The following is a 13,640-nucleotide window of genomic DNA, read 5'->3' on the forward strand; positions in this document are numbered from 1 at the left end:
ACCAAGGAAATCACGGCCGTCCCTTGCGGGACTCCGGCAGCGGCACCATCACCGGCTGGCCCGGCGTGGTGCAGCCGGTGTCGCAGCAGCGGCCAGGCTGGCGGTTGCGGGTGATTGAACGCTCGCCGCTCTCCGCCAGCACGCCGCGGTCCAGCAGGCGCTCGACCAGATCGACCTTGTTGCCAAGCGGATAGTTGCGCCAGATCTCCTGCTTGAGCGCTGCGGGCGAGCCTCCTCCGTGCAGACTGATCAGCGAATACCAGCCGGCCTGATAGGACGCCGTCAGATCCTCCATGAAGCGCGCGACCTCGATGCGCTTGTCGTACGGCACATCGGGATTGGCGCGCAGCACCTCGGCCAGACTCGCGGCGGTGGCGGGGTTGTGGTCTTCATCGGGTCCCGGCAAGGCGACGATCAGTCCGCCCGAGACTTCGTGCGCAAGGCGATGCATGTCGTAGATCTGCGTGGCCAGCAGCAGCTTCCCGATGTTGCTGAACACCGCGTCGGGCATGAAGCCGCCGCTGTGCGCGTCCTGCGTCGCATACACGCTGGCCGCCACGCCGCAGGCGAAAAAGCCCTCGACGATCTTGATGAGCTCGACCATGGGCTCGCGCAGATTGCTCTTCGCATCGGGATCGAGGCCGTTGGCCTCGCACATCAGCGCACCCGCGCCGATCAGCAGATCGCCAAAGCCCGCGCGCGCCGCGATGCAGCTGTGGCGATGGTGCGTGGCGTAGCTGTAGGTCAGCACATGGCTCAGTTCCCATTCGCCCTCGAAGAACACGCGGTCCCAGGGCACGAACACCTTGTCGAAGATGACCACTGCCGTCGACTGGCCGAACTTGCGCGAGAACAGCGCGTCGCCATGTTCGAGCTTGTCGCCGGGCCGGCCCGCAGGCCGCGAGACCATGGTTACGCCCTTGGCGTCCACCGGCACCGCGCAGCAGACGGCGAAGTCCGCGTCTTCCCTGCTCATGTTGCGGCTGGGCATGACCAGCAGCTCGTGCATGTAGGGCGCGCCGGTCACGATGGCCTTGGTGCCGCTGATGACGATGCCCTTGGCGTCGCGGCTGACGACGTGCACATAGGCATCGGTGTTGGCCTGCTGGTGCGGCTTCTTGCTGCGGTCGCCCTTGGCGTCGGTCATCGCCACGCCGAGGGCGATGTCACGATCCTGCACATCGGCAAGATAGGCGGCGAAGCGCTCGCGATGCTCGCTGCCGCCGCGCGCGTCGTCGATGCGCGCGACCGCCTGGGCGATGCCGTTGAGCGCGTCATGCCCCAGATAGCGCTGGGCGCAGCCGGTTTCCTGGCACATCACGCGCACCACTTCGAGCTTGTTGAGCAGGTCGCCCGAGGACTCGTTGATGTGCAGCATGCGGTTGACGACGCGATTGCGGCTGCTTTGGGTGGCGAGCGCCATCGGCTGCACTTCGGGGCGCAGCGCGAAGTCGTAGGTGAACGACAGCGCATTCACGCCGGGGCGCAGCGACGGCGCGTCGGCCACGCTGTCGATGAGCTGCCCGTCCACGTAGACGACGGGCTTGAGCCGCCTGAGCGATTCGCGGTATTCCTCGCCACTCATCAGTCGGGCGCGGTCCGGCGCGGGGGTTTCAGTCTGCATTGTTGTCTCCTTCATCGTAGAGGTTGGCACGAGTTATTGAACACCGTTCAATATTTAAACACTGTTCAGCAAATTCGACAATCCCTACAATGCGACATGCCCAGACCTGCCGCCGCCGCCGTACCCGCCACCAAACCGACTCCCACTGCCACCCGCCCCACGCGCCAGAAGACGCTGTCGGACGCGCGGCGCCAGCATGTGCTGGATGCCGCGCGCACGGTGTTCTTCGAGCACGGCCTCGAGGGCACGAGCATCCGCGAGATCGCCAAGCAGGCCGGTTACACGCCCGGCGCTATCTACAGCTATTTCGCGAGCAAGGAGGATGTCTACGCTGCGCTGCTGGGCGAATCGCTGGAGCGGCTGAACGACGCGGTGCAGGCCGCCCTCGCCCCTTCTTCTTCTTCGAAGGCCGAGGCACGTCTCGACGCCTCCGCCAGTGCGTTCTTCCGGTTCTACGCCGACAACCCGCGCGATCTCGACTTGGGCTTTTATCTCTTTCAGGGCATGCAGCCACGCGGTCTCACGGCCGAACTCAACGAGCGGCTCAACCAGCGGCTGCGCGACTCGCTCGCACCGGTCGAAGCGGCTCTGCAGGAGCTCGGCATGGACGCGGCGAACGCGCTCGCGGAAGTGACCGCGCTGTTCGCGCATGCGGTGGGCCTGCTGGTGCTGAGCCACACGGGCCGCATCCGCATGTTCCGCCAGCAGTCGAGCGAACTGTTTGCCGCCTATCTGCAGCAGTTGGCGGCACGCGCAGTGCGTGCTGCGCGCTGAATCGAACCCGACCGGCAGCGGGGAATATGCCCGCCCGGTAAAATCACGGTACACGGAGGCTGCACCTCGGCCCCGTGCCGCCCGCACCGCGCCCCATCCGCGCGGTGTTTTTCATTCCAGATGCACTCGGAGTCCTCCGGCTGCCACTGGACCACCCACTGCCGCGCCACCACAAGCGACACGGCTCTGGCATGGATTCGCCGATCATGATTCTCGCTCCCGTTGTGAGCTGGTTGCAACGCACCAGCCTCGTCGCCCAGATCGCTATCGCACTGGTTCTTGGCATCGTCATCGCGCTCGCTGCGCCGGGGCTGGCCACGCAGCTCTCGATTCTTGGCACGCTGTTCATCGCGGCGCTCAAGGCCGTCGCGCCGGTGCTGGTGTTCGTGCTGGTGATCGCCGCGATCAGCAACCACAAAGTGGGCGAGAGCACGCTGATCAAGCCAGTGCTGGCCCTCTACGCCGTAGGCACGCTGGCCGCGGCCGCGACGGGTGTGGCGGCGAGCTTCATGTTCCCGAGCACGCTGGTGCTGGACGTCCCGGTCAATGCGGCCAAGGCACCGGGTTCGATCTCGGAAGTGCTTCTGGATCTGCTGATGAACGTGACGAGCAATCCCGTCAAGGCGATCGCCGAGGCCAACTACATCGGCATCCTCGCCTGGGCCGTGGGTCTCGGCATGGCGCTGCGCCACGCGAGCGAGACCACGCGCGGCACGCTGCAGGAGCTGTCGGATGCCGTCACGCGCATCATCCAGATCGTCATCCGCTTCGCGCCCCTTGGCATTCTGGGGCTGGTCGCCACCACCTTCGCCGATGCCGGTCTGCAGGCGCTCAAGGGCTATGCGCACCTGCTCATCGTGCTCGTGGGCTGCATGCTGTTCGTGGCGCTGGTGATCAATCCCATCATCGTGTGGTTCATGATCCGCAGGAACCCCTTCCCGCTGGTGCTGACCTGTCTGCGCGAGAGCGGCGTGACCGCATTCTTCACCCGCAGTTCGGCCGCCAACATCCCCATCAATCTTGCGCTGGCCAAACGCCTCAATCTGCACGAGGACACCTACAGCGTCGCGATTCCCCTCGGCGCGACGATCAACATGGCGGGCGCCGCCATCACCATCAGCGTGCTGTCGCTGGCCGCCGCGCACACGCTCGGCATCAACGTCGACGTGCCGACCGCGCTGCTGCTGTGCGTCGTCGCCTCGGTCTGCGCCTGTGGCGCGTCGGGCGTGGCGGGTGGTTCGCTGCTGCTGATTCCGCTGGCCTGCAGCCTGTTCGGCATCTCCAACGACGTGGCGATGCAGGTCGTGGGCATCGGCTTCATCATCGGCATCCTGCAGGATTCGACGGAAACCGCGCTGAACTCTTCGACCGACGTGATCTTCACCGCCGCCGCCAGCATGGCGGCTGAACGCTGATCCCCCTGAGTCGCTTCGCGCCTTCCCCCGCTCTCGAAACGCTTTGCGTTTCGGGCGGGGGACGCAGCCAGCGCGGCGGGGCGGCCCTTGCGCGGCTGCACTCGCCTGGGCCGCGCCGAGTTCCCTGGGCCGCGCCGAATTCAAGAGTTACGCAAACTGCACAGAGCCACGGGTCACTGAGCCCGTCGCTCAGTCGATCGAGGCGACGCGCCCGGCCTCGATGACGATGCGGCGATCGCAGCGCGCCGCGATCGCCCGGTCGTGGGTCACCATCACCAGCGTCGTTCCCTGCTCGCGGTTGAGGTCGAACATCAGCTGCATGATGGTCTCGCCGGTCGCGAAGTCGAGACTGCCCGTGGGCTCGTCGGCCAGCAGCACGGCCGGTCGCACGACGAAGGCGCGCGCCAGCGCCACCCGCTGCTGCTCCCCGCCCGAGAGCACCTTGGGATAGTGGTTCAAGCGCTGGCCCAGCCCCACGCGCGCCAGCATCTCCTGCGCCTGGGCGCGGGCGCTGCGATCGCCCGCCAGTTCGAGCGGCAGCATCACGTTCTCCAGCGCGGTGAGGTTGCCCATGAGCTGGAAGCTCTGGAACACGAAGCCCATCTTCTGGCCGCGCAGCGCGGCACGTTCGTCCTCGTCGAGCGCGAACAGTTCCTGCCCCGCAAGGCGCACGGTGCCCTTGGTGGGCGTGTCCAAACCCGCGATGATCGACAGCAGCGTGCTCTTGCCCGAGCCCGACGCGCCGACGATGGCCACAGTCTCCTTGGGCGCAAGCCGGAAATCGATATCGCGCAGAATGTCCAGCGAGCCCGTCGAATCCTCCACCGACTTGAAGACGTGATCGACGGCGATGATCGGCTCGGTGGCGGACACTGCGTGGGCGGAACTGGAATCGGTCATGGACACTCTCAGGCTGGAATGACTGGCAACAAAGGATAGATCAAGCGATGAATCGACGAGACTGTATCGCGGGCATGGTGCTCACATGCGCCGCGTGGGCTTCAGGCGCGCATGCTGCGCCAGGCAAGGCCGCCACGATTCTGGTGGTGGGCGACTCGATCAGCGCCGAATACGGCCTTGCGCGCGGCACGGGCTGGGTCACGCTGCTCGAAAAGCAGATCGCCGCCGACAAGCTCGATGCGAGGGTCGTCAACGCGAGCGTGAGCGGCGACACCACCTCCGGCGGCCGTTCGCGCCTGCCCGCGCTGCTGAAAACGCATCAGCCCACGCACGTGATTCTGGAGCTCGGCGCCAACGACGCGCTGCGCGGGCTGCCGCTCAAGAACACCGACGACAACCTCTCGTGGATGACCGAGCAGGCCCAGAAGGCCGGCGCTACCGTGGTGCTGGTCGGCATGCAGGTGCCGCCGAACTACGGCGGCAAGTACACGCAGCAGTTCGGCGAAGTGTTTCCGGCCGTGGCGAAGAAATACCGCACGGCGCTCGTGCCCTTCCTGCTCAAGGGCGTGGCCGATGACGCGGACCCGACCCGCCTCTTTCAGGCGGACCGGATTCACCCCAATGCGACCGCACAGCCCCTCCTGCTGGGCAATGTGTGGCCGGTGCTCAAGCCGCTTTTGAAGGAGTGATCTTCAGGCGCCGAAGGCGAGTTTGAGCGCCTGCGCCAGATCGGCCTGCAGATCGCGCGCGGCTTCGAGACCGATCGAGAAGCGCACGATGGTGCCCTGCTTGAGGCCCGAAGAAGGCAGGCTGCGCATGTTCGGCAAATCATAGGGAACGACGAGGCTGATCGGGCCGCCCCAGCTGTAGCCGATCTTGAAGTACCGAAGGCTGTCGCAGAAACGGTCTATCTGCTCCTGCGAGAACTTCGGATCAATCACCACGCTGAACAGACCTGCGGCCGCGCCGTCCGGATTCCCGGGCGTGCAGCACAGCGCCTTCCACTGCTCGTGACCCGGAGATCCGGCCAGCGCCGGATGCAGCACCTGCACCACCGCAGTTTGCGTGCCCATCCACTGCGCGAGTTCGCGGGCCACCTTGTCGTGCGCGTGATAACGCAGGGCCATGCTCGGCAGCGAACGCAGCACGGCTTCCACGTCGTTCATGCCCACGCCGAAGCCGATGCGCATGTGGGTGAGCTTGAGCTTCATGTGCACCGAAAGATCGCGCGTGGTGATGCCACCCATCAGCACATCACCCCCACCGCTCGGATACTTGGTGAGCGCGTGCACCGATACGTCGACGCCGAGGCTGCCGCCATCACGCAGCAGATCAAAGGCCGGAAACGCAAGGCCCGCGCCCCAGGTGTTGTCGAGCACGCACAGCAGCTTGCGGTCGCGGCAGATGCGCACCTGCGCCAGCAGATCGGGGAACTCGAGCGTGACGGAGCCCGGCGCCTCAAGCCACACCAGCTTGGTCGCAGGCGTGATCTTGGCCTCGAGATCGGCGGGGTTCAGCGGATCGAAATAGCGGTGGCTGATGCCGAAGTGCTTGAGCTCCACCTCGGCCAGCGCCTTGTTCGGGCCGTAGGCGTTGTCGGGAATGAGAACCTCGTCGCCCTGCTTGAGCAGCGACAGCGACACCGTCGCGATGGCGGCGAGGCCGCTGGGCACCAGCAGGCACTGCAGGCCGCCTTCCAGCGCAGCGATGCGCTCCTCGAGCACATAACTTGTCGGCGTGCCATGCAGGCCGTAGGTGTAGGCGGACTTGTCCTTCCAGTCGAAGTCGCGCATCGCCGCGACATTGGGGAAGAACACGGTCGAGGCCTTGCAGACCGGTGGCTGCGGCGCGGCGAAACCGCCGGGCGCTTCGTAGCCATGGTGAATCAGGTCGGTGACGATGTCTTGGGAGGATGGCGCTTGAGTCATCCCCCGATGGTAGCGCCCGCACGGACCGGGCGCCGCCTCACTGGGAAAATACTCAACCGTTGCTTGGCTTGAGCTCGTTGACGACGCTCTTCACGCCCTCGACGGCCTGCGCCAGCCTGCCGGCATGGATCGCGTCATCGGCCGTCTTCACCGGGCCCGAGAGCTTGACCACGCCATCCTTCGTGTCGACGGAGATCAGCACCGCGCTCAGGTTCGGGTCAGATGCGAACGCGGCCTTCACCTTGGTCGTGACTGCCGTATCGTCCAGCGCGGCACCGGCCGTGCTGGCGGCGTTCTGGGCAGCCTGGCTCGCATCCTTCGCGGCGGCTTCCATCTTCACCTTCGCGTCGTCAGCGGCGGCTTCCATCTTTTGCTTGGCCTCGTCGGCGGCGGCCTCGGTCTTCGCCACGGCCGTGTCGAGCTTCTGGCCTGCGGTCGGCTCACCCGGCTGCTTGTCGCAGGCGGCAAGGCCCATGGTGAGAGCGGCTGCCAACGCCACGGCGGCGCCACGCGTCAGGAATGTGCGATCTTCGGTCATGCTTGCGAACTTCATGGAGAGACACCTCTCTGTCTGTATGAGGAAGCCTTCACTTTAGGCCGCGCCGCGCCGGACATGGGTTCGCGTGTTACAACTATCCTTGTAGGACAATTCCTTGCACCCATGGCATCTCACGAAGACTACAGAGACAATCATCCGCAATGAACCTGCACACCCTGCGCCAATGGCTGCCGTTCCTCAATTGGCCCCGCCCCACCAAGAACCTGCTCAAAGGTGAATTCATCGCCGGCATGACCGTCGGCCTGATGCTGGTGCCGCAGGGCGTGGCGTATGCGGCGCTTGCGGGCATGCCGCTGGTCACGGGCATCTACGCATCGCTGATTCCGGCCATCGTCGCCGTGCTGTTCAGTTCATCGACGCGTCTGGGCGTCGGCCCCACGGCGCTCACCAGCCTGCTAATCGGGGCCTCGCTCACCGGCATGGCCGAGCCCGGCAGCGCCCATTGGGTGTCGCTTGCCGTGTGGCTCGCAATTCTCTCGGGTCTGCTGCAGGCGGTGGTCGGACTGGTGCGCTTTGGCTGGCTCGTGAGCCTGATCACCTCGCCCGTGCTCACCGGCTTCACGCAGGCTGCGGCGCTGCTGATCCTGCTGTCGCAACTGCCCGCCCTGCTCGGCATGCGCACCTCGTGGCACGCGTTTTTCAGCAATCCGTCGATCCATCATTTCGACTACACCGCACTGGCCTTCGGCATCGGCAGCGTGATCGCGCTGTCGCTCACCAAGAAGATCCGCCCGACCTTTCCCGGTGCGATTCTCGTGATCACCGGCGCGGGCCTCATCAGCTGGAGCATCGGCTTTGCGGACCGGGGCGGGGACGTGATCGGCCACCTGCCCTCGGGCTTTCCGAGTCTCTATCTGCCCGGCTGGCTCAGCTTCGACGAGTTCGGCGCGCTGATTCTGCCGGTGATGATGGTGGCGCTCGTGAGCTTTCTCGAAACCGCGTCCAGCGCCAAGATCGAGCACCAGCGCGAAGGCACGCTGTGGAATGAAAACCAGGACCTGATCGCGCAGGGTCTGGCCAAGATCAGCTCCGGCTTCTCGGGCGGTTTCGCGACCAGCGCATCGTTCTCCCGCTCGGCGCTCAACATGTATGCGGGCGCGCAGACCGGCTGGGCCAACCTGTTCGCCACCGCGCTGGTGCTGGTGGCGCTGCTGTGGCTGATGCCCGAGCTCTACCATGTGCCCGACGCCGTGCTGGCCGCCGTGGTCGTGACCGCCGTGACCGGCCTCTTCAAGCCGGGCGAGCTGCTGCGCCTGTGGAAGATCTCGCGCGTGGAGGCCGGCATCGGCATCGTCACCTTCGTGATCACCATCGCCACCGCGCCGCGCATCTATTGGGGCGTGCTCGTGGGGGTGGTCGCCAACCTGTGCTTCTTTCTCTACCAGCGCATGCATCCGCGCATCATCGAGGTCGGCGAGCATCCCGACGGCAGCCTGCGCGACCGCCATCTGTGGCAGTTGCCGGTGCTCGCGCCGCATCTGCTGGCCCTGCGCATGGATGCGGAACTGGACTTCGCAAGCGCCGCGTCGCTCGAGCGCCGCGTCACGAGCGAGCTGCAAAAGCGCCCCGATCTGCGCGACGTGTGCATCTTCGCCTCACCGATCAACCGCATCGACATCACCGGCGTGGAGACCTTCCAGCGCCTGCGCGCGCAGATGCAAAAACGTGGCGGCATGCTGATTCTCAGCGGCCTCAAGCTGCCGGTCGAGCAGCGCATCGAGCGCGCCGGCGCACTGACGGGAGACGCGAATCTCGCGCTCTACCGTACGGATACCGAAACGCTGGCCGCCCTGCGCAAGCGCGCTGAAGGATAATTGCGCCCCGCCGCCGTTGTCTGTCACCACTCTTTTTTGGACCCCGCCGTGAATCCGGTATTGAATATCTCCACCTATCTGTTCACCCCCCTGCCCGATGCCGCCGCGCTGCGCGACGTGCTGCATGAGCGTGCGGTGAACGCCGGACTCAAGGGCACGATCCTCATCGCCGAAGAAGGCATCAACATGTTCCTGGCCGGCGGTGCCGACGAGGTGCGCGGCTTCATTGCAGAGCTCAAGCAGGACGCGCGTTTCGCGTCGCTCGAGCCCAAGGAAAGCTGGTCCGACCAGCAGCCGTTCCGCAAGATGCTGGTGAAGGTGAAGAACGAGATCATCCGCATGAACATGCCGACGATCCGCCCCGCATCCGGACGCGCGCCGGCCGTCACGCCCGAGACGCTGCGCCGCTGGCTGGAAGCCGGACACGACGACGCGGGCCGCCCCGTGGTCACGCTCGACACGCGCAATGATTTCGAAGTCGACGAGGGCACCTTCGACAACGCCATCGACTGGCGCATCACCAAGTTCACCGAGTTCCCGGACGCCCTGCGCGCCAACAAGGCCGAGTTCGAGGGCAAGACGGTGGTGAGCTTCTGCACCGGCGGCATCCGCTGCGAGAAGGCCGCCATCCTCATGCAGAACGAAGGCATCGACAACGTCTACCAGCTCGAAGGCGGCATCCTCAAATATTTCGAGCTGACCGATGGCTCGCACTACAGCGGCGGCTGCTTCGTGTTCGACAGACGCGAGGCGCTCGGGGTCGATCTGAGCAGCGTTCCCCGGATGCACAGCGAGACGCCCGCCGCAGTCGCCGACGAGAGCAAATAGGACGACAGATCAACGGCGGCGAACGTAGCGCTCCGGCAGCGCAATGAACTCTTCGTCGCCGGGCACGCTGCCCATGGTGCGGTCCTCCCAGCGCTGCGCCGCGCGCTCGATGAGCGCCGTGTCGCTCGCCACGAAGTTCCACCACAGATGGCGCGGTGCATCGAGCCGCATGCCGCCGATGACGATCAGCCGCACGGTGTCGGTGCGCGAGGCGTTCTCGATCTGCGAGACATGGTGCGGATCGAGCACCGCGAGCGTGTGGCGCGGAATGAATTCGCGGCCAAGCATCGCGTCGTTGTCCACGGTGTAGATGGCGGTCTCGTTGAGGCTGACGGGAAGCTCGATCCCTCCGCCCGCCTGGAGCACGATGTCGAGATACAGCGTCTCGGTCAGCGTCTTCACGGGCGAACGGTGATCGAAGGCCGATCCGATGAGCACCCGCACCTGGGCGTCATCCACCTTCAACTGCGGAATGCGCGAAGCGGGCGTGTGGGTGAACGAGGGCTGCATCTGCTCGTCCGACAGCGGCAAGGCGGCCCAGAGCTGGATGCCATGGTTGGTGTAGCTGGCCGCGGCGAGGTGCTGTGGCTTGCGCTCCGAATGCACGATGCCGCGCCCCGCCGTCATCCAGTTGATCGCGCCGGGCTCGATGAGCTGCTCGGAGCCAAGGCTGTCGCGATGCATCATCGCGCCCTCAAACAGATAGGTCACCGTCGCCAGCCCGATGTGCGGATGCGGCCGCACGTCGATCTGCGACTGCGGCGTGACCGCCACCGGCCCGAAGTGATCAAAGAACACGAACGGCCCGATGGCCCGGCATTGCAGCGAGGGCAGCATGCGGCGCACGACGAAGCCTCCGCCGAGGTCTTTCACATGTCCCGACAGACGCAGCGAGGTAGGACCGTTCATCATCATGGTGAATGCTCAGGCGAGAGATCAACCACTGTGGCCATGCGCAACCTCGGTCGAGATTTCGGTGGTCACCTTGGTCATGAGTTTGTGGATCGGGCAGTTCCCGGCGGCGCGCTGCAGCTCGGCCCACTGGGCGTCGCTCAGGTCCGCATCGACCTGCATGCGCACGGCCAGGCGGTACGTTCCCGAGCGCTCCGCACCCGCATCACGCTCCACCTGCGTCGTGAGGCCGTTGATCGTCCAGCCCTTGTGGCGCGCGTACCAAAGCACCGTGAGCGCCTTGCAGGAAGCCAGCGCCGCATCGTAGAGATCATGCGGCTCGGGGCCCGTGTCCTCGCCGCCCTCCTTGGGCGGCGCATCGACGCGCAGCACATGCTCGCGAATGCGCAGTTCGGCCGCCATCGGCGTGCCCGCGATGCGTTCAAGTTCGATCATCTTTGTGTCCTCTCTCGTTGATGCCGCCATTCACCGCAAAGGGTTCAGTAGCCGACCCGTTTGCCATCCATGCTCCACGCACCCGCGCCCGCCACGGACAAGGCCAGCAGCCCGCCGACCACACCCAGATTCTTGTTGAACAGGAGCTGCTGCGTGGCTGCCTGCGCGCCCGTCACCGTCCAGTAGTTGTGGAACAGACAGGCCGCCATCAGCGTGAAAAATGCCAGCCCCCAGGACACGAGACGCGTCTGAAAGCCCAGAATCAACGCCAGCCCACCGCCCACTTCCGCAACGATGGCCGCCGCAGCCAGCAATTGGGGAACGGGTAAACCCTGGGAAGCAATGTAACCAACCGTACCTTCAAAGCCCGTGATCTTGCCGATTCCGGCAGGCAGAAACAAATAGGCCAGCAGCAACCGGGCCACCAGCAGCAAAGCGGAATCCAGACCCGAGCGCGAGGTGTGTGTCGCCGTGACCATGTGCGTCTCCCTTTGAAGTGACGCGTTACCCTAACCGGGTGGACGGCTTGCGCCTTGTAGGATGAAGGCGCGTCAAAAACGAGGCGGGTGGAACGCCCTCAGCGCGAACCCATGCCCTCGCCGAAGCGCAGATTCGTGCCCGTCACGTGGAAGGCGATGCGAGGCGCGTCTTCCGCGCTGAACGGCAGGCTGAGCGCGAGCTCGCCATTGCCATGAAGAATGCAACTGTCGCGGCGCAACTGGATCGGCGTGTCGCTGCCGTCAAACCGCACCCAGGTGCCGAAGGTGCTCAGATCGGTCAGCACGAACGCGCCTTCGACCCAATCGATGCGCGCATGCAGGCGCGAGACGCGCTGGTCGTCGATGTAGAGATGGGCCTCGCTCGAACGCCCCACATTCACCGGCACTTCAGTGGAGCGGAACTGCATGTGCGCGCGCCCCCACGAGAACTGGATCTGCAGCGGCGACGTCGCCGTGACCGCGCCGAACTCGGTGAGACCGCCCTGCTGCGTGAGCATGTCGGCGCCCTCGTCCTGCCGCCATTCGATCTGGTACATCAGAAGCGGCTCCGCCTTGCCGCGCACCTTGAGATGCCCAAGGCGCACAAAGCGCGCGTTCGGCATGTTGTCGCCCGTAACGTTGACCACCGCCTCGGTTGCCCAGATCTCGCCTGCCGCCGCACGGTCACACAGACGTGCGGCGGTATTGACCGCGTCGCCATAGCAGTCGCCGCCCACGTCGAGCACCTCGCCGCAGTCCAGGCCCACGCGCACATCGGGATTGATGGTGTGGACCGGCTCGGCAATCCGCTCGCGGTGCTCGCGCATCACGTTGAGCATGCCGCTGACGGCGACGGACGGATCGGCGAACAGCGCCATCACTCCGTCGCCCAGCGTCTTGACCACCCGGCCGCCCTCCGCCTCGATGCGCGCGGCCATCCACTGCACGACCTCGGTCACCATGAGCGCTGCGCGCTCATTGCCAAGCGTTTCATACAATGACGTGCTGCCCACGATGTCGGCAAAAACGACGGTTGTCTGCGCTCCAGTCACAATGCTGACCCTTTGCGGGCGTTGGCACGCGTCACGAATTCCCCTCTTCCTTGTGATCAGACACGACAGGAGTCATGGCTGACTCCACTTGGTGAATGTGATTTATCAATCACGATTGCAAACCGATTATCGGCATAATGCCAAGGAAACAGCGTTCTGTCACATTGGCACTGTGACATCAATTGTCAACCGAATTGGTCTTTGCGGAATGGATATTTACAAATGCCGCAGACTGCGGGCGCATATGACTCAATGACGCAACAGGCTTTGATCGATAATTCCGGGTTTCCGTGCAAGAGGCCCACGGCCTCCTGAACCCGTCTCTTTTCCCCCGACCTCGCTTCGACCGCCCGCTCCCATGCTATTGATCCATCTGGTGCTGTCCCATGGAATGCTTTTCCAACTGGGGACCTGGCAGCTCAGCCTGTGACGTCACCGCCCTCGCTTTTCGCGGAACGCCCCGGAGCGATCCCACGCGAGACACGCGCGTTGTAGACCGTCAGCCGGGACAGTCCCAGCAATGCGGCCACCTTGGCGTCCGACTGCGTACCGAGCAACGCCACGGCCTTGGGCGTCCATTCAAAACGGGATGCGTGCGAAGTCGATGGCACCGCACCCGAAGCCACGGCGGGGGCAATCGACAGTTCCTGCCGCTTGGCGATCACGCTGGCCTTGCTGATGCCGAAGCGCCGGGCCAGCTCGGCATCGACCTCCTTGCCAAGGCAGGCCAGCATCTCCCCGGTCCAGAGCACATGCCCGAATGCGGAAATGCCGAGCGCATTGCGCTTGAGATTCACCGTCTTGGCCGTCGTGCCCCAGCGCTCCGCAAGCACGGAATCCTTGTCCGTGCCCAAGAGCGCAAGCATCTCGTCGGTCCACGCGAGGCTGGGGCGGCCCATGTCGTTGCCTTGAGCGAATCG

At 65.2% G+C, this 13,640-nt stretch carries 14 protein-coding genes; 5 read left to right on the forward strand and 9 right to left on the reverse strand.

Annotated features, from left to right (window positions below; genetic code table 11):
• Positions 1–10 precede the first annotated feature (10 nt).
• Positions 11–1,624 carry a 4-hydroxyphenylacetate 3-hydroxylase family protein gene (locus tag ISG32_RS09365; protein ID WP_194770745.1) on the reverse strand — a complete coding sequence of 538 codons (1,614 nt, stop codon included), beginning with the start codon at positions 1,622–1,624 and terminating at the stop codon, positions 11–13.
• A gap of 96 nt (positions 1,625–1,720) precedes the next feature.
• Here ISG32_RS09365 and ISG32_RS09370 point away from each other — a divergent pair, with 96 nt between their 5' ends.
• Together ISG32_RS09370 and sstT are read left to right on the forward strand one after the other, a co-directional pair.
• Positions 1,721–2,398 (forward strand): TetR/AcrR family transcriptional regulator, encoded by a 678-nt coding sequence (locus ISG32_RS09370; protein ID WP_194770746.1) that lies wholly within the window; start codon positions 1,721–1,723, stop codon positions 2,396–2,398.
• 206 nt (positions 2,399–2,604) lie between these two features.
• Entirely contained in the window at positions 2,605–3,813 is a 1,209-nt protein-coding gene (gene sstT, locus ISG32_RS09375) for a serine/threonine transporter SstT (protein WP_194770747.1), read from the forward strand.
• Positions 3,814–4,002: 189 nt separating this feature from the next.
• Here sstT and ISG32_RS09380 read toward each other — a convergent pair whose 3' ends face one another.
• Positions 4,003–4,713 carry an ABC transporter ATP-binding protein gene (locus ISG32_RS09380; protein ID WP_194770748.1) on the reverse strand — a complete coding sequence of 237 codons (711 nt, stop codon included), beginning with the start codon at positions 4,711–4,713 and terminating at the stop codon, positions 4,003–4,005.
• 47 nt (positions 4,714–4,760) lie between these two features.
• Between ISG32_RS09380 and ISG32_RS09385 the strand changes: the two genes are divergently transcribed.
• A complete protein-coding gene (locus ISG32_RS09385; RefSeq protein ID WP_194770749.1) occupies positions 4,761–5,402 on the forward strand; it encodes an arylesterase in 642 nt (213 codons plus the stop codon).
• 3 nt (positions 5,403–5,405) lie between these two features.
• Here ISG32_RS09385 and ISG32_RS09390 read toward each other — a convergent pair whose 3' ends face one another.
• Together ISG32_RS09390 and ISG32_RS09395 are read right to left on the reverse strand one after the other, a co-directional pair.
• Positions 5,406–6,641 (reverse strand): PLP-dependent transferase, encoded by a 1,236-nt coding sequence (locus ISG32_RS09390; protein ID WP_194770750.1) that lies wholly within the window; start codon positions 6,639–6,641, stop codon positions 5,406–5,408.
• 52 nt (positions 6,642–6,693) lie between these two features.
• Positions 6,694–7,194 carry a BON domain-containing protein gene (locus ISG32_RS09395; RefSeq protein WP_228529690.1) on the reverse strand — a complete coding sequence of 167 codons (501 nt, stop codon included), beginning with the start codon at positions 7,192–7,194 and terminating at the stop codon, positions 6,694–6,696.
• 146 nt (positions 7,195–7,340) lie between these two features.
• Between ISG32_RS09395 and ISG32_RS09400 the strand changes: the two genes are divergently transcribed.
• Positions 7,341–9,014, forward strand: a complete 1,674-nt coding sequence (locus tag ISG32_RS09400) for a SulP family inorganic anion transporter (RefSeq protein ID WP_194770751.1) — start codon at positions 7,341–7,343, stop codon at positions 9,012–9,014.
• A 48-nt stretch (positions 9,015–9,062) separates the two neighbouring features.
• Positions 9,063–9,842 (forward strand): sulfurtransferase, encoded by a 780-nt coding sequence (locus ISG32_RS09405; RefSeq protein ID WP_194770752.1) that lies wholly within the window; start codon positions 9,063–9,065, stop codon positions 9,840–9,842.
• 9 nt (positions 9,843–9,851) lie between these two features.
• Here ISG32_RS09405 and ISG32_RS09410 read toward each other — a convergent pair whose 3' ends face one another.
• The 5 genes from ISG32_RS09410 to ISG32_RS09430 form a co-directional block, all read right to left on the reverse strand.
• Positions 9,852–10,751: a pirin family protein gene (locus ISG32_RS09410; RefSeq protein WP_194771013.1), complete on the reverse strand. Its 900-nt coding sequence runs from the start codon at positions 10,749–10,751 to the stop codon at positions 9,852–9,854.
• Between the two features lie 27 nt (positions 10,752–10,778).
• Positions 10,779–11,189 carry an OsmC family protein gene (locus ISG32_RS09415; RefSeq protein WP_194770753.1) on the reverse strand — a complete coding sequence of 137 codons (411 nt, stop codon included), beginning with the start codon at positions 11,187–11,189 and terminating at the stop codon, positions 10,779–10,781.
• A gap of 44 nt (positions 11,190–11,233) precedes the next feature.
• A complete protein-coding gene (locus tag ISG32_RS09420) occupies positions 11,234–11,668 on the reverse strand; it encodes a DoxX family protein (RefSeq protein WP_194770754.1) in 435 nt (144 codons plus the stop codon).
• 98 nt (positions 11,669–11,766) lie between these two features.
• On the reverse strand, positions 11,767–12,720 hold the full coding sequence (locus ISG32_RS09425; protein WP_323745916.1) for an adenylate/guanylate cyclase domain-containing protein: 954 nt from the start codon (positions 12,718–12,720) through the stop codon (positions 11,767–11,769).
• A 419-nt stretch (positions 12,721–13,139) separates the two neighbouring features.
• A complete protein-coding gene (locus ISG32_RS09430) occupies positions 13,140–13,619 on the reverse strand; it encodes a hypothetical protein (protein WP_194770755.1) in 480 nt (159 codons plus the stop codon).
• Positions 13,620–13,640: the final 21 nt, after the last annotated feature.

Source organism: Diaphorobacter caeni (assembly GCF_015354245.1).
In the GTDB taxonomy this organism is placed as follows: domain Bacteria; phylum Pseudomonadota; class Gammaproteobacteria; order Burkholderiales; family Burkholderiaceae_C; genus Diaphorobacter_A; species Diaphorobacter_A caeni.